Below are 16,153 nucleotides of genomic sequence, written 5' to 3' on the forward strand. Positions count from 1 at the left end.
TGAGCTTTGTGTTCGGGGTGGTCTTCGGCAACACCCGGCCGCGGGCGCCGCCGCCCCCCACGACGATGGTGCTGGGCGTGCTGCGGTTCGCCCGGCGACCGGCGCTCGCGCGGGAGGAATGGTTGCCCGCACTGGATTCCCGCGTGGTCGCCGAGGCCGAGGACTACGTGATGTGGGCCGTGCCCGTCACCCGGGAACGGCTCGGCGCGGCACGCTCGCCGGCCGCGGTGTGGCAGCAGGCCGGAGAGCTGGCCGCGGACCTGCACCCGGCCCTGCGGTCGGTCGTCGCGCAGGCGTGGCCGGATGTCACGGCCACCCTCCGGATCGGGACGATCCCGCCGGTGCCCGCCTGGCCCGCCACCGCGGTGACGGTCATCGGCGACGCCATCCACCTGGCCCCGGGTTTCGGTGCCAACCTGGCGATGCGGGACGCGCACCGCCTCCGCGACGCACTGGCCGAGGCGTGCGGCGGCCGGCTCGGCCTGCTCGACGCGATCGGCGCCTACGAGGACACGATGCGCCGCACCAGCTTCACGTCCGTCGCGGCGAAGGCGAGCGCATGAGCCTCGACGTGCTGACCCGGAAGTCCCTCTCGTTGTTCGACGCGGTGGGCGGCTGGCGCACGGTCGCCGAAGGCGTCGCGTCCCGGGTGGTGTTCCTGCTCGCCTACCTGCTGACCGGCCGGGTGTGGACCTCCGCGCTGATCGCGGTCGGCGGGGTGGCGGTGCTCGCGGCCGCCCGGGCGTGGACCGACCGGCGCTACTGGCCGGCGGCGATCGGGCTGGCCATCGTCGGCGGGTCCGCCCTGCTGGCCGGGAGCACCGGGCAGGCGATCAACTTCTACCTGCCGGCCGTGCTGATCCAGGCGGTGCAGGGGGCGGTGTTCCTGCTGTCCATGGTGGTGCGGTGGCCGATGGTCGGGGTGGCTGTGGGAGCGGTGCGCCGCGACCGGTCCTGGCGGCACGATCCGGCCCGGCGGCGGCGCTACCAGTGGTGCACGGCGGTGTTCGTGGTGAAGTGCGCCATCGCCACGGCGGTGCAGCTGCCGCTGTACCTGGCCGGGCAGACCACGGCACTCGGCATCGCGGCCACGTTGCTGGGTGGCGCGCCCGCGGCCGGCGCCTGCATTTACCTGTGCTGGCGGATCCTCCGCGAAAGACCGGCCATCGACCCGACGCCGCGAACGTGCACCGATGTCAGCTCGGGCGGCTCCCCCGGCCCCGGCTGACCGACCCTCGACGTCGAGGCGCCGACCGTCCTTCCGGCGTTCGGATGCGTGGCCGGTTCGGCTTTCGGCGGACCGCGCAGACGCGGACGCCGGGTGTCGCCGCCGCTCGCCGCGCAGGCGCCGGAATGTCATCCGCGTTGTCGGCGCGCACGCGAGGCGGCCCACTGGCGCAGGCGCTCGGTGACCTCGGCTTCGTAGCCGTTTCGGGTGGGCTGGTAGTACGTCTCACGGTCCATGCCGCCGGGGAAGTAGTCGGCGCCGGAAAAGCCGTCGGCGGTGTCCGGGTCGTACTCGTAGTCCTTGCCGTAGCCGAGGTCTTTCATCAGCCGGGTCGGGGCGTTGAGGATGTGGGCGGGCGGCGTGAGCGAGCCGGTGCGCCGGGCGGCGCGATGTGCCGCGCCGAAACCGCGGTAGACGGCGAAGGACTTCGGGGCGGTGGCGAGGTAGACGACGGCCTGCGCGATCGCCAGCTCACCCTCGGGCGAGCCGAGGCGCTCGTACACGTCCCAGGCGGCGAGCGTCTGCTGGACCGCCTGCGGGTCGGCCATGCCGATGTCTTCACTCGCGAAGCGGACCAGGCGGCGGGCGACGTACAGCGGGTCCTCGCCACCGTCCAGCATGCGGGCGAGCCAGTACAGAGCCGCGTCCGGGTCGGAGCCGCGCATCGACTTGTGCAGCGCGGAAATCAGGTTGTAGTGGCTCTCCTGCGCCTTGTCGTACAGCGGGGCGCGCTGCTGGATGTGGTGGGCGAGCGCGGTGGTGTCCAACGGTGTCTCGTCGTCCGGCAGGGCCTGGAGCTGCTCGGCCATATTGAGGAGGTAGCGGCCGTCGCCGTCGGCCATGGCGATCAGGGCGCGGCGGGCGTCGTCGTCCAGGGGCACCGGGTGGCCGGTGAGCTGCTCGGCGCGGTCGAGCAGCGTGGACAGCGCGGCTTCGTCGAGGCGTTTGAGGACGAGAACCTGGGTGCGGGAGAGGAGGGCGCCGTTGAGTTCGAAGCTCGGGTTCTCCGTGGTGGCACCGATCAGGGTGATCGTGCCGTCCTCGACGTAGGGCAGGAAACTGTCCTGCTGGGCGCGGTTGAAGCGGTGGATCTCGTCGACGAACAGCAGGGTGCCCTGGCCGACGCTCCGCCGCTTTCGCGCGGCGGCGAAGACCTTCCGCAGCTCGGCCACGCCGGAGAAGGTGGCCGACACCGATTCGAAGACCAGGTTGCCGCCGTCGGCGAGAAGCCGGGCGATGGTCGTCTTCCCGACGCCGGGCGGCCCCCACAGGATGGCGGAGCCGAGGCGCTGCTGGGCGACCATGCGGCCCAGCGGGGCGTCCGGGGCCAGGAGGTGGTCCTGCCCGACGACCTCGTCGAGCCGCGTGGGGCGCAGACGGTCGGCGAGAGGCCGGCCGGGCTCGTCGTCGAAGAGCGGCAGGGTGGGTTCGGTCGGTTCCATCGGGCTCTCGGCTCGGAGGTGGACAGGCGGGCACGACGAGCTTGGCACGGGACACCGACAAAATCGGCTCACCGAGCATGCGGGACCGCCCGCGAGCGCTCAAGGCGTCATCGCCGCCCGCAGGATGGCCACGGCGGACCGCGTCATCGTCGCCGCGGCGTCCTGCCGATCTAGTCCGCCGACGTCGGTCAGCCAGATCAGGGACTCGATGCCCGTCGCGGAGCGGATCGCCACGGCCAGATCGTGGACGTCGATGTCCGGATGACTGCGGCTCAGCGGGCTCAGCGCCTCGGCGATCCAGCCGATCGCGCGCCCCTGACGCAGCACGGGTTGGTCGACGCCGGGTTCGAGGGACAGCCGCAACTGGGCTCGCAGCTGCGGCTCCCACTCCACGGTGATTCGCGTGAACTCACGCATCACCAGTTCCAGCCGCGCGACCGGGTCGGCGGGCGCGTCGGCGGGCAGCAGGCTGGTGCCTTCGCGAATCTCGGGGTGCGCGGCGAGCAGCAGGGCGCGGCGGCTCGGGAAATAGCGGTACGCCGTCGTGCGGGAAATATCGGCCCGGGTCGCGGCGTCCTCGACCGTCGGTGAATGACCCTCAGCGAGGAGATCCCGCGCCGCGCTGACCAAAGCCGCACGAGTCCGCTCCTTTTGACGGCGGCGACCCGTGGACTCATATGGAACTTCCATGCCATCATGGTACCGAAGTCCCATGAACGGAGCCGCTCATGACCACCGATCCCGTCGAGACCGATTCCGACCTCTACCGCGTGGTGCTGGAAAACGACCGAGTCCGGGTGCTCGAGTACCTGGACGCTCCCGGCGACCACACGTCACCCCACCGGCACCCGGACTCCGTGATGGTGACGCTGAGCGCGTTCCGACGCCGGATCAGCGCCGGCGGCACCTCGGTCGAGGTCGACCTTCCCGCCGGAACGGCGCGCTGGGTCGGCGCGCAGGAACACTCCGGCCACAACATCGGCGAGACTCCGACCCACTCGATCTTCGTCGAGCTCAAGGAACCCCGGACGGATCCCTCGGAATCGAGCGAGCCGTCGCTGGGTCCGAGCCGCAGTACTGCACAGTGACAATTCGCCGGAGCGTTCGGCATCCTTGACTGCCTAAGCGATCCCGAGCGGTTTCCTGAAACGACCCGGCCCGGCGCAGCCCCAGTTCGGTTCACGGCTTGCGCACCCGCGGGGCAGGTCTTCACGGTGCAGCCTCGCCGGGAAGTCCGCCCCGCCACGCCGAAAATCCATCGAAATAGTCGAACGCACGCGAGCCGCCCGCAGGCAGGTGCCGGCAAACGGCGGTGCCGGTAGCGACGGCGAAACTCGCCGCTCGGAGGCCCCGAAATCCTGGATTCAAGATCCGCACCTCACGCTGGGTGCTCAATTACGACGAGTGGAGCAGTAGATCTAGACCAGAGGCCGAAAGAGTGACGCGCGTCACCCTCACGGGTGTAGATCGCACCCGTTGTGAGCAAGCAGTCACCTTCTCTACAGTGTCCCGGGTGCCTCTGAAGATCGAGTCACATCTCCCATCGGATTCGGTTCACGGACCAACACCTCTTTCAAGGAGCAGGCCTTGCTTGGAAACGCCATGAGCAGTGGCCGGGTTAGCACTCGCCGCGCCGCGCTCGGGCTCGCCCTCACCGTCGTCGCCGCGACAGCCCTCACCGGCTGCAGCGCGCTCGGCTCGGACGACTCGAACGCCTCGTCGACCGGGGGCGGCGGCCTGGAGAAGTCGAAGATCAAGGTCGCCATCCTGCCCACGGTGGACACCGCTCCGCTGTGGCTCGCGCAGGACGCCGGCTACTTCAAGGCCGAAGGGCTCGAGGTCGAGACGGTCATGGCCTCCAGCGGCCAGGCGGCGCTGACGAAAGCGGTTTCCGGCGAAACCGACATCGCGATTTCGAGCTACATGCCGTTCTTCGTCGCGAAGAGCACGGGTGCGGCCGACATCCAGCTCGTCGCCGACGCGACTTCGGTCAGCCCGAAGTCCGTCGCGATCGTCACCACGCCGAACTCGCCGGTGAAGAGCATCAAGGACCTCGCGGGCCGGCGCATCGCCATGACGGCCAAGAACACGGCGAGCGACCTGCTCGCAAAGTCCCTGATGGCCGACCACGGCGTCGACATGACCAAGGTGAACTGGATCCCGAGCCCGTTCCCGAACACCGCGGCGGCGCTGGCGCAGGGCCAGGTCGACGCGGCCCTGCTGCCCGAGCCGTTCCTCTCGCAGGCCGCCAAGACCGCCGGCGCGATCCCGGTGATCGACGTCAACACCGGTGCCACTCAGGACTTCCCGCTTTCCGGCTACGGCGCGGCGACGAAGTGGGTGCAGGCGAACCCGAAGACCCTCGCCGCTTTCCAGCGCGCACTGCAGAAGGCGACCAGCGAAACGAACAAGGACCGGTCCAAGATCGAGCCGCTGCTGATGAAGTACGTGAAGACCGATGAAGACACGACCAAGCTGATGGGCCTGCCCAGCTTCAGCGCGAAGCTGGACGCCCGGCGCCTGCAGCGGGTTCCCGACCTGATGCTGCAGATGGGAGCGATCACGACCAAGGTCGACGCCGCGTCGATGATCGCGCCGCAGGCGACCACCTGACCGAGCCGACCGGACAGAAGCCCGTCGTCAGCCGCGGTTCCTCGCGGCTGACGGCGGGCTTCATTCGTGGAGCGAGCGGCTTTCCCGGTGCGTCAGTACAGGGACTTTTCCGCTGACGTGACGCGGATGTGCACCAGCGTCGGACGCTTGTCGTCCAGGGCCGCGGTCAACCCCGGGACCAAACCGGACGCTTCGGTGATCGTCACGCCCTGGCAGCCCATGCTCGCCGCCAGCGCCGCGAAGTCGATGCCGCCCAGCTCGGTGCCCGGGATCTTGTCGCCGCCGATCGAGTCGCCGAAGATGCGGACCGCCGCGTACTCCGTGTTGTCCATGATCAGGATCGTGACCGGGACGTTCTGGCGTGCGGCCGTCCACAGTGCCTGGATGCCGTACATGCTCGAACCGTCACCGATGACGCCGACGACCTTGCGGTCCGGCCGGGCGAGCGCCGCGCCGACCGCGCCCGGGACGCCGTAGCCGAGCGTGCCGCTCGCCATCGTCAGGAAACCGGTGTCGGTCTGGGTGATCGGCAGGTGGTCGTGCAAGACGCCGCGGTGGCTCGGCGCCTCCTCGACGACGATCGCGTTGTCCGGCAACAACTCCGCGAGCGTCGCGTAGACGAAGCCGCCGGTGAGCTTCTCCCCGCTCGGCTTCGCGGGCCGCTCGAGCGGCGCCGGCGCGGGCCGCTCGCTCCGGTCGACCGCGTTCAGCAGGGCGTGCACGCCGAGCTTCAGGGTGGCGCGGATACCGGTGCCTTCGAAGGCACGCGCGAGGATCTGCTCGTCGTCGCTGACGATGAACAGCGGCGGCAGCGGAGCTTCCCCGCGCCCGCGGTCGACGTGGTAGGTGAACGCGGGTGCGCCGAGCACGACGACGAAGTCGTGCGCCGCGAGCTTGTCCGAGACGGCACCGCGTTCGGGTTCGAGGAAACCCTGGAACAGCGGGTGATCCTCGGGGAACGAACACCGTGACGACATCGGCGCGACGTACACGCCGGCGTTCACCCGCTCGGCGAGCGCGACGGTCTCCAGGACGGCGGCGTCCTCGTCGACGGCGCTCCCGACGACGAACGCCGGCCGTTCGGAGCTCGCGAGCGCGGTCGCCAGCTCCTCGATCGCCGCGGGATCCGCCGCGTAGCCGCGAATCCGCGGGCGGCTGATGATCGGGCGTTCGGTCGTGGCGGTCCAGTCGTCGGCCGGAACGGACACGAAAACCGGCCCGGCCGGCGCCTGCATCGCGACGTGGTAGGCCCGGGCGAGCGCGGCCGGGACGTCCTCGGCGGTGGCGGGCTCGATCGACCACTTCACGTACGGCTTGGGAAACTGGGGGGCGTCGACCGCACCGAGGAAGGGATCGTGCGGCAGGAGGTTCCGGCTCTGCTGTCCCGCGAGGACGATCAACGGGCTTCGGTTGCGGTGGGCGGTGTAGAGGCTGCCGAGTCCGTGTCCGACACCCCCGGCGGAGTGCAGGTTGACGAGGACGGCCTGGCGCGTGGCTTGGGAAAACGCGTCGGCCATCCCCACGACGGTGGACTCCTGCAGGCCGAGGACGTAGTCGAAGTCGTCCGGCCAGTCGGTGAGGAACGGGACCTCGGTGGTGCCGGGGTTGCCGAAAACTGTGGTGAGGCCGAGTTCCCGGAGGAGCTCGCGGGTGGCGTCCAGGACAGTGCGCTTGTTCATGCCCACAGGATAATGCTTAGTCTTGCGAAGGAAAGCCCCCAAAGGGCCGCCGGGACCCGGTCGACCACGTCGAAAAACGCGTAGGACCCCGCGCGCCTCTCACCAGGCGCACGGGGTCCTGCCACTCGCCGAGCCTCAGCGGGCCGAGCTCGGGCGGGCAGCGCTCGGCCGCGGTGTTTCCACCGAAAGCAGGTTCGACCGAGGACATGAGACTATCGATCTTCGGGCGCCGGTGGAAGACGGAAGTCGAATCCGGCAGGCGAAATCAGGGCGAAATCCGGCCGGGTGCTCAGCCACGGCGGCCGCGCGCGCCGACCGTCATCCAGCTGTAGTCCACAAAGGATGGGTTCTCGTAGGTCGCGTAGGCCTCGTCGAGCACCTCCCGGGTGACCAGGCCGGTGGCGAGAGCGTGCTCCTCGACGAGCTTCGTCGTGTTCTTGAGCCAGCCCGCCAGCGGCTGCCCGCCCCGCGCCGGCAGGACCTGGCCTTCCGCGGCGCAGTCGACCAGACCGGCTTCCTCCAGCGGGACCGGCAGGGTGCGGGCCCACTCCGGGGCGGTGCCGACCCGGTCCGCCATGACCCGCGTGAGCGCCGCCATCGTCCGGCGGGTCGCCGGGTGCGAGGACAGCTCGGGCAGCGGGGTGCCGATCTCGATGAGCAGCCACCCGCCCGGCTTGAGCCACGACGACAACCGCTTGATCACGGCTTCGCGCTCGGGCAGGTGCTCCAGCACGAACCGGGTGTGGATGACGTCGAACTCGCCTGGCGCGTCGTCCGTGGTGACGTCGTGCTGCAGCACCGTCACCCCGCGATCGGCGAGCGGACCGAGGAACGCGAGGCTGAGGTCGGTCGCCACCACGTTGTCCGGACCAACCAGCTCCGCCATCCTGGCCGCCACCGACCCCGCCCCGGCTCCCACCTCCAGGCACCGCGACCCCGGCCGGACCCCGAGGTTTTCGAGCTGCCGGAAGCTGAACGGATCGAAGCTCTCCTGCAGCAGGCGGAGCCGGCGGTGCTCGGCCTCCGCCTGGGTGTCGACGAAGCTGTTCCAGCCGATGGTCTGTGACATCCGGGTTCCCTCATTCGGTCGGCCTCATGCGATCAGGTCGGGCGACGCCGCATCGTACGGGCCGCCGCGCCGCGTCCGACAGGGCAGAAACCGCCTTTTTTCGCCGTGCGCGAATAAAAGCAGGTCGGCTCACCGGTCGTGACGTGGATCACCAAGCCGGCCGGTCATTACACCATCCACATCGGACCAGGGAAGGGACGACGGAGGCGAATCAAGGGAATCCACAGACTTACGCTGATCGGCTTATTCCACCCTGCCACGAACGGTCGCACACCGGCGCCGATCACCTTGGCGCAGTATTGCCTCGGCCCCGGTTCCGCCGTAGCTTCTCCAGCGATCAGCCGCCTTTTCATTGTCGCGTCCGAAAGAATGGATTCCAGCACGATGACGGATCTCGCGTTGCCGGTGAACGCCGCCCGAAGCAGGGGCATCGGGTCGCTGGAGGCCGCGGTCGCGAGGTGGGCGGCCGAGCGACCCACGGCCACGGCCTGCTCCGCACCGGACGGCGTGCTCGACTTCGCCGGCCTGGCCGAGCGGACGACGGCGATCGCCGGGGCGCTGGCCGCCGCCGGAGCGGGGCCGGGCACCGCGATCGCGCTGACCACCGGACGGTCCCGGCTCGCCGTGGCGAGCCTGCTCGCCGTGTGGCGCCTCGGCGCGACGGCCGTGCCGTTGGACGAACGGCACCCGGCCGCCCGGACCGCCGAGGTGCTCGACGACGCCGGCGTGTCGCTGGTCCTCGGGCAGCGGCCGCCGGGTGCGCCGGCCGAGCTGCCTTTCGTCGACCCGGAAACCGCCCGAGGCGGCCCGTTCGCGGTGGTCGAGGGAGAGATCGCCTACCTCGTCCACACTTCGGGCAGCGCGGGGCGGCCGAAAGGCGTCGAGGTCACCTACGCGGGCCTGGAAACGGCGCTGGGCGCCATGAGCACCCTCCACATCGGACCGGGCGGCCTCGGCGTCAACCCGCTGTCACCCGCGTTCGACGGCTGGCTCTGGTGCGTGCTGCTGCACCTGCTGAACGGGGTCGGCACGGCGATCCTCGACCTGGCCGACGACGGCGAGCACGTCGACCTCGCCGGCCGGATCGCCGCGGTCGCCCCGCGCACGGCCAGCCTCACCCCGTCACTGCTGGCCTCGTGCGCCGACGCGCTCGCCGGTGCCGAGGTCGTGGTGGTCGCCGGGGAACGCTGCCCGCGCGGGCTGCTCGAGGTGCTGCTGGCCCGGCACCGGGTGCTGAACGTCTACGGCCCCACCGAGGCCACGATCGCCGCGACGTGCGCCGACAGCTCCCGCGGCGACGACGTCACGACCATCGGGCGCGCGCTGCCCGGCTACCTGACCCGGGTGCTCGACGACGACCTGCGGCCGGTGCCCGCGGGCACCCGCGGCGAACTGTGCCTCGGCGGGCCGGCGCTGGCCCGGGGCTACCGCGGCGACCCGGAGCTCACCGCGCGCAAGTTCGTGACCGTGGACGGAGAACGGCTGTTCCGCACCGGCGACGAGGTGCTCGCCCGCCCGGACGGGCAGCTCGAGTTCCTCGGCCGGCTCGACACCCAGGTCAAGGTGCGCGGGTTCCGGATCGAGCTCGGCGAGCTCGAGCGGGTCGTGGAGCAGCTGCCGGCGGTGATCGCGGCGACGGCGTTCGTGCGGACCGCGGGCGGCACCCTCGGTGTCGCGGTCGTGCTCGCCGACGGGCACGACCCGGTCGCCGGCGCCCTGCTCGTGCGCGAGCACTGCCGGACCTTCCTGCCCGAGCACCTGTATCCCTCCACAGTGGACTTCGTGCCGGCGCTGCCCTACACCGACCGCGGCAAGGTCGACCGGGCGGCACTCGCGCTGGCCGCCGACGCGGCGCGGTCCGCGGGGCGCGCGCCGGCCACCGCCCGCGAGCACGAGGTCTGCGCGGTCTTCGCCGAGGTACTGGACCAGCCGGTGGCCGACGTGGCCGCCGACTTCTTCGAGCTCGGCGGGCACTCGCTGCTCGCCGCGCGGATGGTCGCGGTGCTGCGCAAGCGGACCGGGCTGCGGGCGTCGATCCCGTTGCTCCTGGGCAATCCCAACCCGGCCGCGCTGGCCGCGGAGCTGGACCGGCTCGCGGAGGTGTCCGCGTGAGCGGCTGGGTGGTGCCGTGGCACCCCTCCCCCGCCGGCCGCCCGACCCTGGTCTGCGCACCGCCGGGTGGCTCCGGCTGCAACCGCTTTCGCGGCTGGCAGGCCCGGCTCGGCCTGGCCGTGTCGGTGGTCGGCGTGCAGCTGCCCGGGCGGGAAAACCGGTTCGCCGAAGAGCATCCGGCGACCTTCGCCGAAGCCGTCGCCGCCGTCGCGGCGGACCTCGCCGCGCTCCGGGCGGGCGCACCGCTCGTCATCGTCGGGGAAAGCTTCGGCGGCCTGCTGGCCTACGAGCTGGCCCGGGCGACCGGCCCGGACGCGCTGGTGCTCGCCGCGACCGAGCCCCCGGGCAACCGGTCGGCCGCCGAGCACCTGGTCATCGACGAGCGGATCCTGCGCGACCTGTTCGTCTCCGGCCCGCCCGAGCTGCGCGACCTCGACGAGGACAGCCAGGAGTTCCTGCTCGACGTGCTGCGCCGGGACGACAAGCTCGCCGACACCCACGTCCTCGCCGACCAATTCCGGGTGGACTGCCCGATCCACGCCTGGTCCGGCGACCTGGACGCGGTGGTGCCCGGGCACCTGCTCGACGGCTGGGCCGGCTACAGCACCGCCGGCACCACCCGGCGGTCCTTCGCCGGCGGCCACACCTTCCTGACCGACCTCGCCGACGAGACCGTGCCCGCGCTGGGGAGCCTGCTGTGCTGATGGACCTGACCGACGACCTGAGCTTCGCCGGCACCGAGTTCTGGCCGCACTTCGCGTGGCTGCGCGAGCACGACCCGGTGAGCAGGCACCCCGACTCCCGTGGCGGTTTCTGGGTGGTCACCCGGTATGCCGACGTGCTGGCGGTCTACCGCGACGCGACCGGCTTCAGCTCCCGGCACGGGATGCGGCTGGGCACCAACCCGACCGCGGTCGACGCCGTGACGGGGCAGATGCTGATCGTCTCCGACCAGCCGGACCACGCGCAGCTGAAAACCGTGCTGGCCAAGGGGTTCTCGCCCGCCGCGATCCCGCACGCGGAGGACCTGGTGCGCACCGTGGTGCGCGGCCTGCTCGACGACGCCCTCGCCGCGGGCGAGGTGGACGTCGTGGAGACCGCGCGCCGGCTGCCGACTCGCGTGGTGTGCGCGCTGATGGGCGTGCCGCGCGAGGAGTGGGACTGGCTCGGTGGCACGATGAACGACGCCTTCGAGGGCGAGGACGAGCAGAGCAGGCTGGCCGCCCACGCGGAGATCTTCCTGTACTTCTCGGAACTGGTGCTCGAACGCCGGGACAACCCGGGCGACGACTTCGTCAGCCGCATCGCCGCCGACCGGCGGTCCACAGCGGACGGTACGAAGCGGCCGCTGACCGACACCGAGATCGTGGTGAACTGCAACGGTGTCCTCGCGGGCGGCAACGAGACCACACGCTACTCCGCGGCCGGCGCCGTGCTCGCCCTGATCGAAAACCCGGACCAGTGGGAAGCACTGCGCACCGACCGGGCGCTGCTGCCGAGCGCGGTGGAGGAGGTCCTGCGCTGGACCACCCCCGGCGTGCACGTGCTGCGCACCGCGACCGCCCCCACGACGATCGGCGGCGTCGACATCGCCGAGGGCGACCGGGTGACCCTGTGGAACGTCTCGGCCAACCGCGACGACGCCGAGTTCGGCGACGCGGGAAGGTTCCGGGTGAACCGCACACCCAACCGCCACCTCGCGTTCGGCGGCGGCCGCCACCAATGCCTGGGTGCGCGCCTCGCCCGTCTCGAACTCACGGTGTTCCTGGAGGAGCTGCTGGACCGGGTGGCGGCCGTGGACATCGTGGGCGAACCCCGCTACACGGCGTCGAACTTCACCTGGGGGGTGCGCGAACTGCCCGTGCGGCTGCACTCCGCCTGAACCGTGCGCACCTCCGGTGGCGCAAGCAGTCCGCTGCGGAGCCCCGCCTCAATCGCCGAACGCCGCCCGGGTGGCCGCCGCGCAGGTGTGGGGGAGGTCGTCCGGGACGACGACGCTGCCCGTGATCGTCGTGCGCGGGGCGAGGGGGATCGCGCGGACCCTCGTGGAGCTGATCTCCGGCACCTGGTCGGCCGGCAGCACCATCCAGGCCCGGGGATCCGAGCCGACCTCGACGATCGTGTCCGGGACCGTCCCCGCCGGACGGCCCGGCCGCACCGGGACGCCCGCCTCCCGCAGCACCGCGAGCACGGACGGGTCCGGGACGCGCAGGTCGCCGCCGGCCAGGTCGGCCACGGTCACGACCTCGCGGCCGGCGGCGGGGTGCCGCGTGGACACGACCGCGTACAGCGGCTCCGTCCAGGCCGGCAGCACCCGCACCCCGGGTGCCGCGCCCACTCCGCGCGCCAGCGCCACGTCGATCTCCCCCTGCCGCAACGCGTTCAGGCGATCGGCCGGCGGCAGGTCGACGAGCACGACGTCGAACGCCGGGGACTGCGCCCGCAACGCGTCGATCCCGCGTTCCAGCCGGGCGGTGACCCCGGTGGCCGTGCCGATGCGCATGACTCCCGCGGGGCCGGCCGCCACGCTCCGGACCCGGTCGGCGGCCGCGAGCGCTTCCCGTGCGGCGGCGAGGACCCGGTGCCCGGCCGCGGTCAGCCGGACCCGCCGCGGCGACCGGTCGAACAGCCGCTCCCCCAGCTCGCGCTCCAGCCGGGCGATCTGCCTGCTGACCGCGGGCTGGGCGATGTGCAGCCGGTCCGCGGCCCGGCCGAAGTGCAGCTCGTCGGCGACCGTGACGAAGTACCGCAAAGCCCGTAGTTCCACCGGTCCTCCCCTGCGACGATGCCTCCAGGTTATCGCTGCGCGTCGGCACTGGCCCTGGTTCACGGCGGGCCGCGGTGCTGGAGTCGGATCATGAACCTCGATCTCGGTCTGCTCGGCGCCCACCTGCGCGAGCACGAAGTGACCCCGGAAAGCGCCGCGGAAGTCGAGCGGGCCGGCTACGGCACGCTCTGGCTGGACGCCTCACCACCCGCCGACCTCGCCTTGGCCGAAGAGCTGCTCGACGCCACCACGCGGCTGGTCGTCGGCACGAGCGTGGTGAACGTGTGGACCGCCGGCGCGGAGACCGTCGCCGCGTCCTACCACCGGATCGAAGGCCGGCACCCGGGACGCTTCCTGCTGGGCGTCGGGATCGGGCACCGCGAAGTCCACACCGAGTACGCCTCGCCGTTCGACACGCTGGTGGCCTACCTGGACCGGCTCGCCGCCGCGGGTGTACCGGCCGAGCGGATCGTGATCGCCGCCCTCGGGCCGAGGATGCTGCGCCTGGCCCGCGACCGCACCGCCGGCACCATCCCGTGCATGGTCAGCCCGGAGCACACCCGCCGGGCGCGGGCGGTCCTCGGCGACGGCAAGCTGGTGCTGCCCGGCCATTTCGCCTTGGTCGAGCCCGATGCCGGAAAGGCCCGCGCGATCGCCCGGTCGGGCCCGGCCGGGGCCGCGCTGGGCGTCACCAACTACGCCGCCAACCTCCGCCGGCTGGGCTTCACCGACGACGACCTCGCCGGCACCGGCAGCGACCGCCTCACCGACGCGCTCGTCGCCCACGGCGACCCGGCGACGGTCGCGACGCGGCTGCTGGCCCACCGGGCGGCGGGCGCGGACCAGGTCGGCGTCTTCCCCCTCGGCGACGACCCGATCGCCACGCTGCGCGCGGTCGCCCACGCCGTGGGATCGGTTGACCCTCACACTGGTGTGAAGGTCATGTAATCCACCCATGGTGACCGAATTTCGTCTCGGACTGGCTTTGGACGGCGTCGGCTGGCATCCCGCGGCCTGGCAGGCGTCGGCGGTGACCGAACCGGCCGCGCTCTTCGGTGGCGAGTACTGGGCCGGCTGGGGCCGGGCCGGCGCGGAAGCCGGCATCGGCTTCATCACGCTCGAAGACGGCCTGACCGCCCAGACCGAGCAGTTCGGCGCCGCCCCCGCGGACCCGGCCGCCCGGGTCCGCGGCCGGCTGGATCCGGTGGTGACCGCCGCGGTCCTGCTGTCGGCCTCGACCGTCGGCGAGGTCGTGGTCACCCGGAACGTGACGCACACGGGCCCCTTCCCCATCGCCACCCAGCTGGCGTCCCTGGCGGCGATCGGGCCGGGCCGGGTGGCGTGGCGGCCGCAGGTGTCGGCCAACGCGCGCGACGCGGTGGTCGTCGGCGGGACACCGACGCCGGAGCTCCGGCCCGAGGACGTCCACGTCCCGGCCCGGATCGCCCGTCGCCTGCGGGATCTGTTCCGGGACGCGGAAACCCACGTGCGGACCGTGCGCGACCTCTGGTCGACGTTCCCCGCCGGCGCACTCGGTTCCGGGGACGAGTTCTGGCGACCGGACCGGATCGGCACGACCCCCGGCCCGCTGAACGTCCCGGTGTTCGCGACGCCCCCGGTCGTCACGCTCGCCCACCACGCCCTGGAGCCCTACCGGCTCGCCGCGGCGGTCGCCGACCGGGTCCTGCTCACCCCGACCGGCGACCACCCGCTTCCCCGGGTGCTGGCCGCCTTCCGGACGGTCGAAGGCCTGACCCCGGACGCCACGCCCACCGAGGCCTACGCGGACATCGCGGTGGTCCTCGGCGACACCGACGAGCACGCACACGCGAGGCTCGCCCGGCTCGACCGCGAAGCCGGCGCACCCTGGACGACCGACACGGGGATCTTCACCGGCTCCCCGGCCGGGCTCGCCGAAGTCCTGACCCGGTGGCGCGACGAGCACGGACTCGCCGGGGTCCGGCTGCGGCCGGCGGTGCTCCCCGAGGACGCCGGGCGGATCCTCCGCGACGTCGTCCCGCTGCTGGCCGGGTGATCAGACGAGAGCCGGGCGCGCCCGGTCGCGCTCGGCCCAGCGGACGACGGCCGGGACGGCGAGGCCCGTCGCCGCGAAGAGACCGCCGACGACGAGCCAGCCCGGCGTGCCCCAGGTGATGCACAGCGCGATCAGGACCGCCGGGCCGAGCGTCACGCCCAGGCCCAGCCCCATGCCGAACAACCCCTGGTACTGCCCGACCGCGTGCGGCGGCGCGAGCGTGAACGACAGCTCGAACCCGCCCGCCGCCTGCCAGATCTCGCCCACCGTGTGCACGATCACCGCGGCCAGCAGGAGCACCAGCGCGAGCCAGGTCGGCGCGCCCGCCATCGCCGCGATCGCCACGCAGGCGGCGAAGAACGCGAACCCGGCACGCCGGAACGCCACCGCGCCCGCCTTCGTCGTGTCGATCCGGCGGCTCGCGCGGACCTGGAAGAACACCACGATCACCGTGTTGACCACCATCACGCCGGAGACCGTCCAGTTCGGCGCCGTCGTCCGGGCGACCAGCCAGAGCGGGACCGCCGCCGTCAGCACGCGGTACTGGATCGCCATCACGCCGTCGAGCAGCGTCAGCACCAGGTACGGCCGGTCCCGCAGCGCCACCCAGCGCGGGCCCGTCCCGGCCGGTTTCGGGGGCACCGCCGGCAGGAACAACACGATGGCCGTGCTCGCCGCGTAGGACACCGCGCTGCCCGCGATGAGCAGCAGGTACGGGTTGCGGGTGTCCGCCGCGACGCCCCAGCCGGCCAGCAGCGCGCCGAGCGCGATGCCCAGGTTCGTCACCGACCGGAGGTAGCCGCGGAACTCCGCGGGACGGTCGCCGCCGTACTCCTGCACCAGCGGGCTGCGGGCGGCGGGCCCGGCCGTCTGGGCCGCGGCGCCGAGGCTCGCGAACACGACGAACGACCAGAACCCTTGCGCCAGGCACAGTCCCGCCATCGAGACCGCGCCGAGGACCAGCGTGAGCGCGTAGACCGTGCGGGCGCCGTGGCGGTCGGCGAGGTGCCCGAACGGGATCCCGGCCGAGAGCGACACCGCGCCGGCGACCGTCAGCCCGAGGCCGACCTGGCCGGCGGGCAGGTGGACGACGCGGGTGAAGTACAGGACGCCGGCGGTCAGGTAGACGCCGTAGCCGGTCATCGTGACCAGGGTCGCCACCGCGAGGAGCCGGGGTGGTCCGCCGCGGGGAAGGAGCGCGGGCATGG

The 16,153-nt window shown here is 72.3% G+C and carries 15 protein-coding genes; 9 read left to right on the forward strand and 6 right to left on the reverse strand.

Features of this window, described 5'->3' with window-relative positions:
- Together ABZ342_RS38045 and ABZ342_RS38050 are read left to right on the forward strand one after the other, a co-directional pair.
- Nucleotides 1–563 (forward strand): FAD-dependent monooxygenase (locus ABZ342_RS38045; RefSeq protein ID WP_360483721.1); only part of this gene is annotated, 563 nt, incomplete at its 5' end.
- Nucleotides 560–1,228, forward strand: coding sequence for a DUF3159 domain-containing protein (locus ABZ342_RS38050; protein ID WP_360483724.1), 669 nt, complete (start codon nt 560–562; stop codon nt 1,226–1,228). The genes ABZ342_RS38045 and ABZ342_RS38050, both read left to right, overlap by 4 nt.
- 128 nt (nt 1,229–1,356) lie before the next feature.
- Here the strand turns inward: ABZ342_RS38050 and ABZ342_RS38055 are convergent, their stop codons facing one another.
- Both ABZ342_RS38055 and ABZ342_RS38060 read right to left on the reverse strand, forming a co-directional pair.
- A complete protein-coding gene (locus ABZ342_RS38055; RefSeq protein ID WP_360483727.1) occupies nt 1,357–2,670 on the reverse strand; it encodes a replication-associated recombination protein A in 1,314 nt (437 codons plus the stop codon).
- Between the two features lie 99 nt (nt 2,671–2,769).
- Nucleotides 2,770–3,360, reverse strand: a complete 591-nt coding sequence (locus ABZ342_RS38060; protein WP_155546897.1) for a TetR/AcrR family transcriptional regulator — start codon at nt 3,358–3,360, stop codon at nt 2,770–2,772.
- 38 nt (nt 3,361–3,398) lie between these two features.
- On the opposite strand from ABZ342_RS38060, the gene ABZ342_RS38065 reads away from it, so the two are divergent.
- Together ABZ342_RS38065 and ABZ342_RS38070 are read left to right on the forward strand one after the other, a co-directional pair.
- Nucleotides 3,399–3,758 (forward strand): cytoplasmic protein, encoded by a 360-nt coding sequence (locus tag ABZ342_RS38065; protein ID WP_360483730.1) that lies wholly within the window; start codon nt 3,399–3,401, stop codon nt 3,756–3,758.
- A gap of 514 nt (nt 3,759–4,272) precedes the next feature.
- Nucleotides 4,273–5,283, forward strand: coding sequence for an ABC transporter substrate-binding protein (locus ABZ342_RS38070; protein ID WP_155546895.1), 1,011 nt, complete (start codon nt 4,273–4,275; stop codon nt 5,281–5,283).
- A gap of 92 nt (nt 5,284–5,375) precedes the next feature.
- Here the strand turns inward: ABZ342_RS38070 and mdlC are convergent, their stop codons facing one another.
- On the reverse strand, nt 5,376–6,962 hold the full coding sequence (gene mdlC / locus ABZ342_RS38075) for a benzoylformate decarboxylase (protein ID WP_360483733.1): 1,587 nt from the start codon (nt 6,960–6,962) through the stop codon (nt 5,376–5,378).
- Between the two features lie 289 nt (nt 6,963–7,251).
- The gene (locus ABZ342_RS38080) at nt 7,252–8,031 is read right to left on the reverse strand and encodes a methyltransferase domain-containing protein (RefSeq protein WP_360483736.1); all 780 of its coding nucleotides are present in this window, start codon (nt 8,029–8,031) and stop codon (nt 7,252–7,254) included.
- Nucleotides 8,032–8,415: 384 nt separating this feature from the next.
- Here ABZ342_RS38080 and ABZ342_RS38085 point away from each other — a divergent pair, with 384 nt between their 5' ends.
- Genes ABZ342_RS38085 through ABZ342_RS38095 form a run of 3 tightly spaced genes read left to right on the forward strand, consistent with a single transcriptional unit; the run spans nt 8,416 to nt 12,025 of the window.
- Nucleotides 8,416–10,143, forward strand: a complete 1,728-nt coding sequence (locus ABZ342_RS38085; RefSeq protein ID WP_360483739.1) for a non-ribosomal peptide synthetase — start codon at nt 8,416–8,418, stop codon at nt 10,141–10,143.
- Entirely contained in the window at nt 10,140–10,847 is a 708-nt protein-coding gene (locus tag ABZ342_RS38090) for an alpha/beta fold hydrolase (protein ID WP_360483742.1), read from the forward strand. Before ABZ342_RS38085 ends, ABZ342_RS38090 begins: the two co-directional genes overlap by 4 nt.
- Complete coding sequence (locus ABZ342_RS38095) at nt 10,847–12,025, forward strand: cytochrome P450 (RefSeq protein ID WP_360483849.1); 1,179 nt, start codon at nt 10,847–10,849, stop codon at nt 12,023–12,025. Before ABZ342_RS38090 ends, ABZ342_RS38095 begins: the two co-directional genes overlap by 1 nt.
- Before the next feature lie 48 nt (nt 12,026–12,073).
- On the opposite strand, the gene ABZ342_RS38100 is transcribed toward ABZ342_RS38095, so the two are convergent.
- Nucleotides 12,074–12,910, reverse strand: coding sequence for a LysR family transcriptional regulator (locus ABZ342_RS38100; protein WP_360483745.1), 837 nt, complete (start codon nt 12,908–12,910; stop codon nt 12,074–12,076).
- A gap of 90 nt (nt 12,911–13,000) precedes the next feature.
- Here ABZ342_RS38100 and ABZ342_RS38105 point away from each other — a divergent pair, with 90 nt between their 5' ends.
- Nucleotides 13,001–13,858, forward strand: coding sequence for a TIGR03620 family F420-dependent LLM class oxidoreductase (locus ABZ342_RS38105; RefSeq protein WP_360483748.1), 858 nt, complete (start codon nt 13,001–13,003; stop codon nt 13,856–13,858).
- A gap of 7 nt (nt 13,859–13,865) precedes the next feature.
- Nucleotides 13,866–14,945 (forward strand): hypothetical protein, encoded by a 1,080-nt coding sequence (locus ABZ342_RS38110; RefSeq protein WP_360483751.1) that lies wholly within the window; start codon nt 13,866–13,868, stop codon nt 14,943–14,945.
- Here ABZ342_RS38110 and ABZ342_RS38115 read toward each other — a convergent pair whose 3' ends face one another.
- A complete protein-coding gene (locus ABZ342_RS38115) occupies nt 14,946–16,151 on the reverse strand; it encodes an MFS transporter (protein WP_360483754.1) in 1,206 nt (401 codons plus the stop codon).
- Nucleotides 16,152–16,153 lie beyond the last annotated feature (2 nt).

Origin of the sequence: Amycolatopsis sp. NPDC005961 (assembly GCF_040629235.1) — a bacterium.
GTDB classification, from domain to species: domain Bacteria; phylum Actinomycetota; class Actinomycetes; order Mycobacteriales; family Pseudonocardiaceae; genus Amycolatopsis; species Amycolatopsis camponoti.

Coding starts and splice junctions, on each gene's coding strand:
- ABZ342_RS38050 (WP_360483724.1), top strand. CDS start 560: ATGAGCCTCGACGTGCTGACCCGGAAGTCCCTCTCGTTGTTCGACGCG.
- ABZ342_RS38055 (WP_360483727.1), bottom strand. CDS start 2,670: ATGGAACCGACCGAACCCACCCTGCCGCTCTTCGACGACGAGCCCGGC.
- ABZ342_RS38060 (WP_155546897.1), bottom strand. CDS start 3,360: ATGGAAGTTCCATATGAGTCCACGGGTCGCCGCCGTCAAAAGGAGCGG.
- ABZ342_RS38065 (WP_360483730.1), top strand. CDS start 3,399: ATGACCACCGATCCCGTCGAGACCGATTCCGACCTCTACCGCGTGGTG.
- ABZ342_RS38070 (WP_155546895.1), top strand. CDS start 4,273: ATGAGCAGTGGCCGGGTTAGCACTCGCCGCGCCGCGCTCGGGCTCGCC.
- mdlC (WP_360483733.1), bottom strand. CDS start 6,962: ATGAACAAGCGCACTGTCCTGGACGCCACCCGCGAGCTCCTCCGGGAA.
- ABZ342_RS38080 (WP_360483736.1), bottom strand. CDS start 8,031: ATGTCACAGACCATCGGCTGGAACAGCTTCGTCGACACCCAGGCGGAG.
- ABZ342_RS38085 (WP_360483739.1), top strand. CDS start 8,416: ATGACGGATCTCGCGTTGCCGGTGAACGCCGCCCGAAGCAGGGGCATC.
- ABZ342_RS38095 (WP_360483849.1), top strand. CDS start 10,847: ATGGACCTGACCGACGACCTGAGCTTCGCCGGCACCGAGTTCTGGCCG.
- ABZ342_RS38105 (WP_360483748.1), top strand. CDS start 13,001: ATGAACCTCGATCTCGGTCTGCTCGGCGCCCACCTGCGCGAGCACGAA.
- ABZ342_RS38110 (WP_360483751.1), top strand. CDS start 13,866: ATGGTGACCGAATTTCGTCTCGGACTGGCTTTGGACGGCGTCGGCTGG.
- ABZ342_RS38115 (WP_360483754.1), bottom strand. CDS start 16,151: ATGCCCGCGCTCCTTCCCCGCGGCGGACCACCCCGGCTCCTCGCGGTG.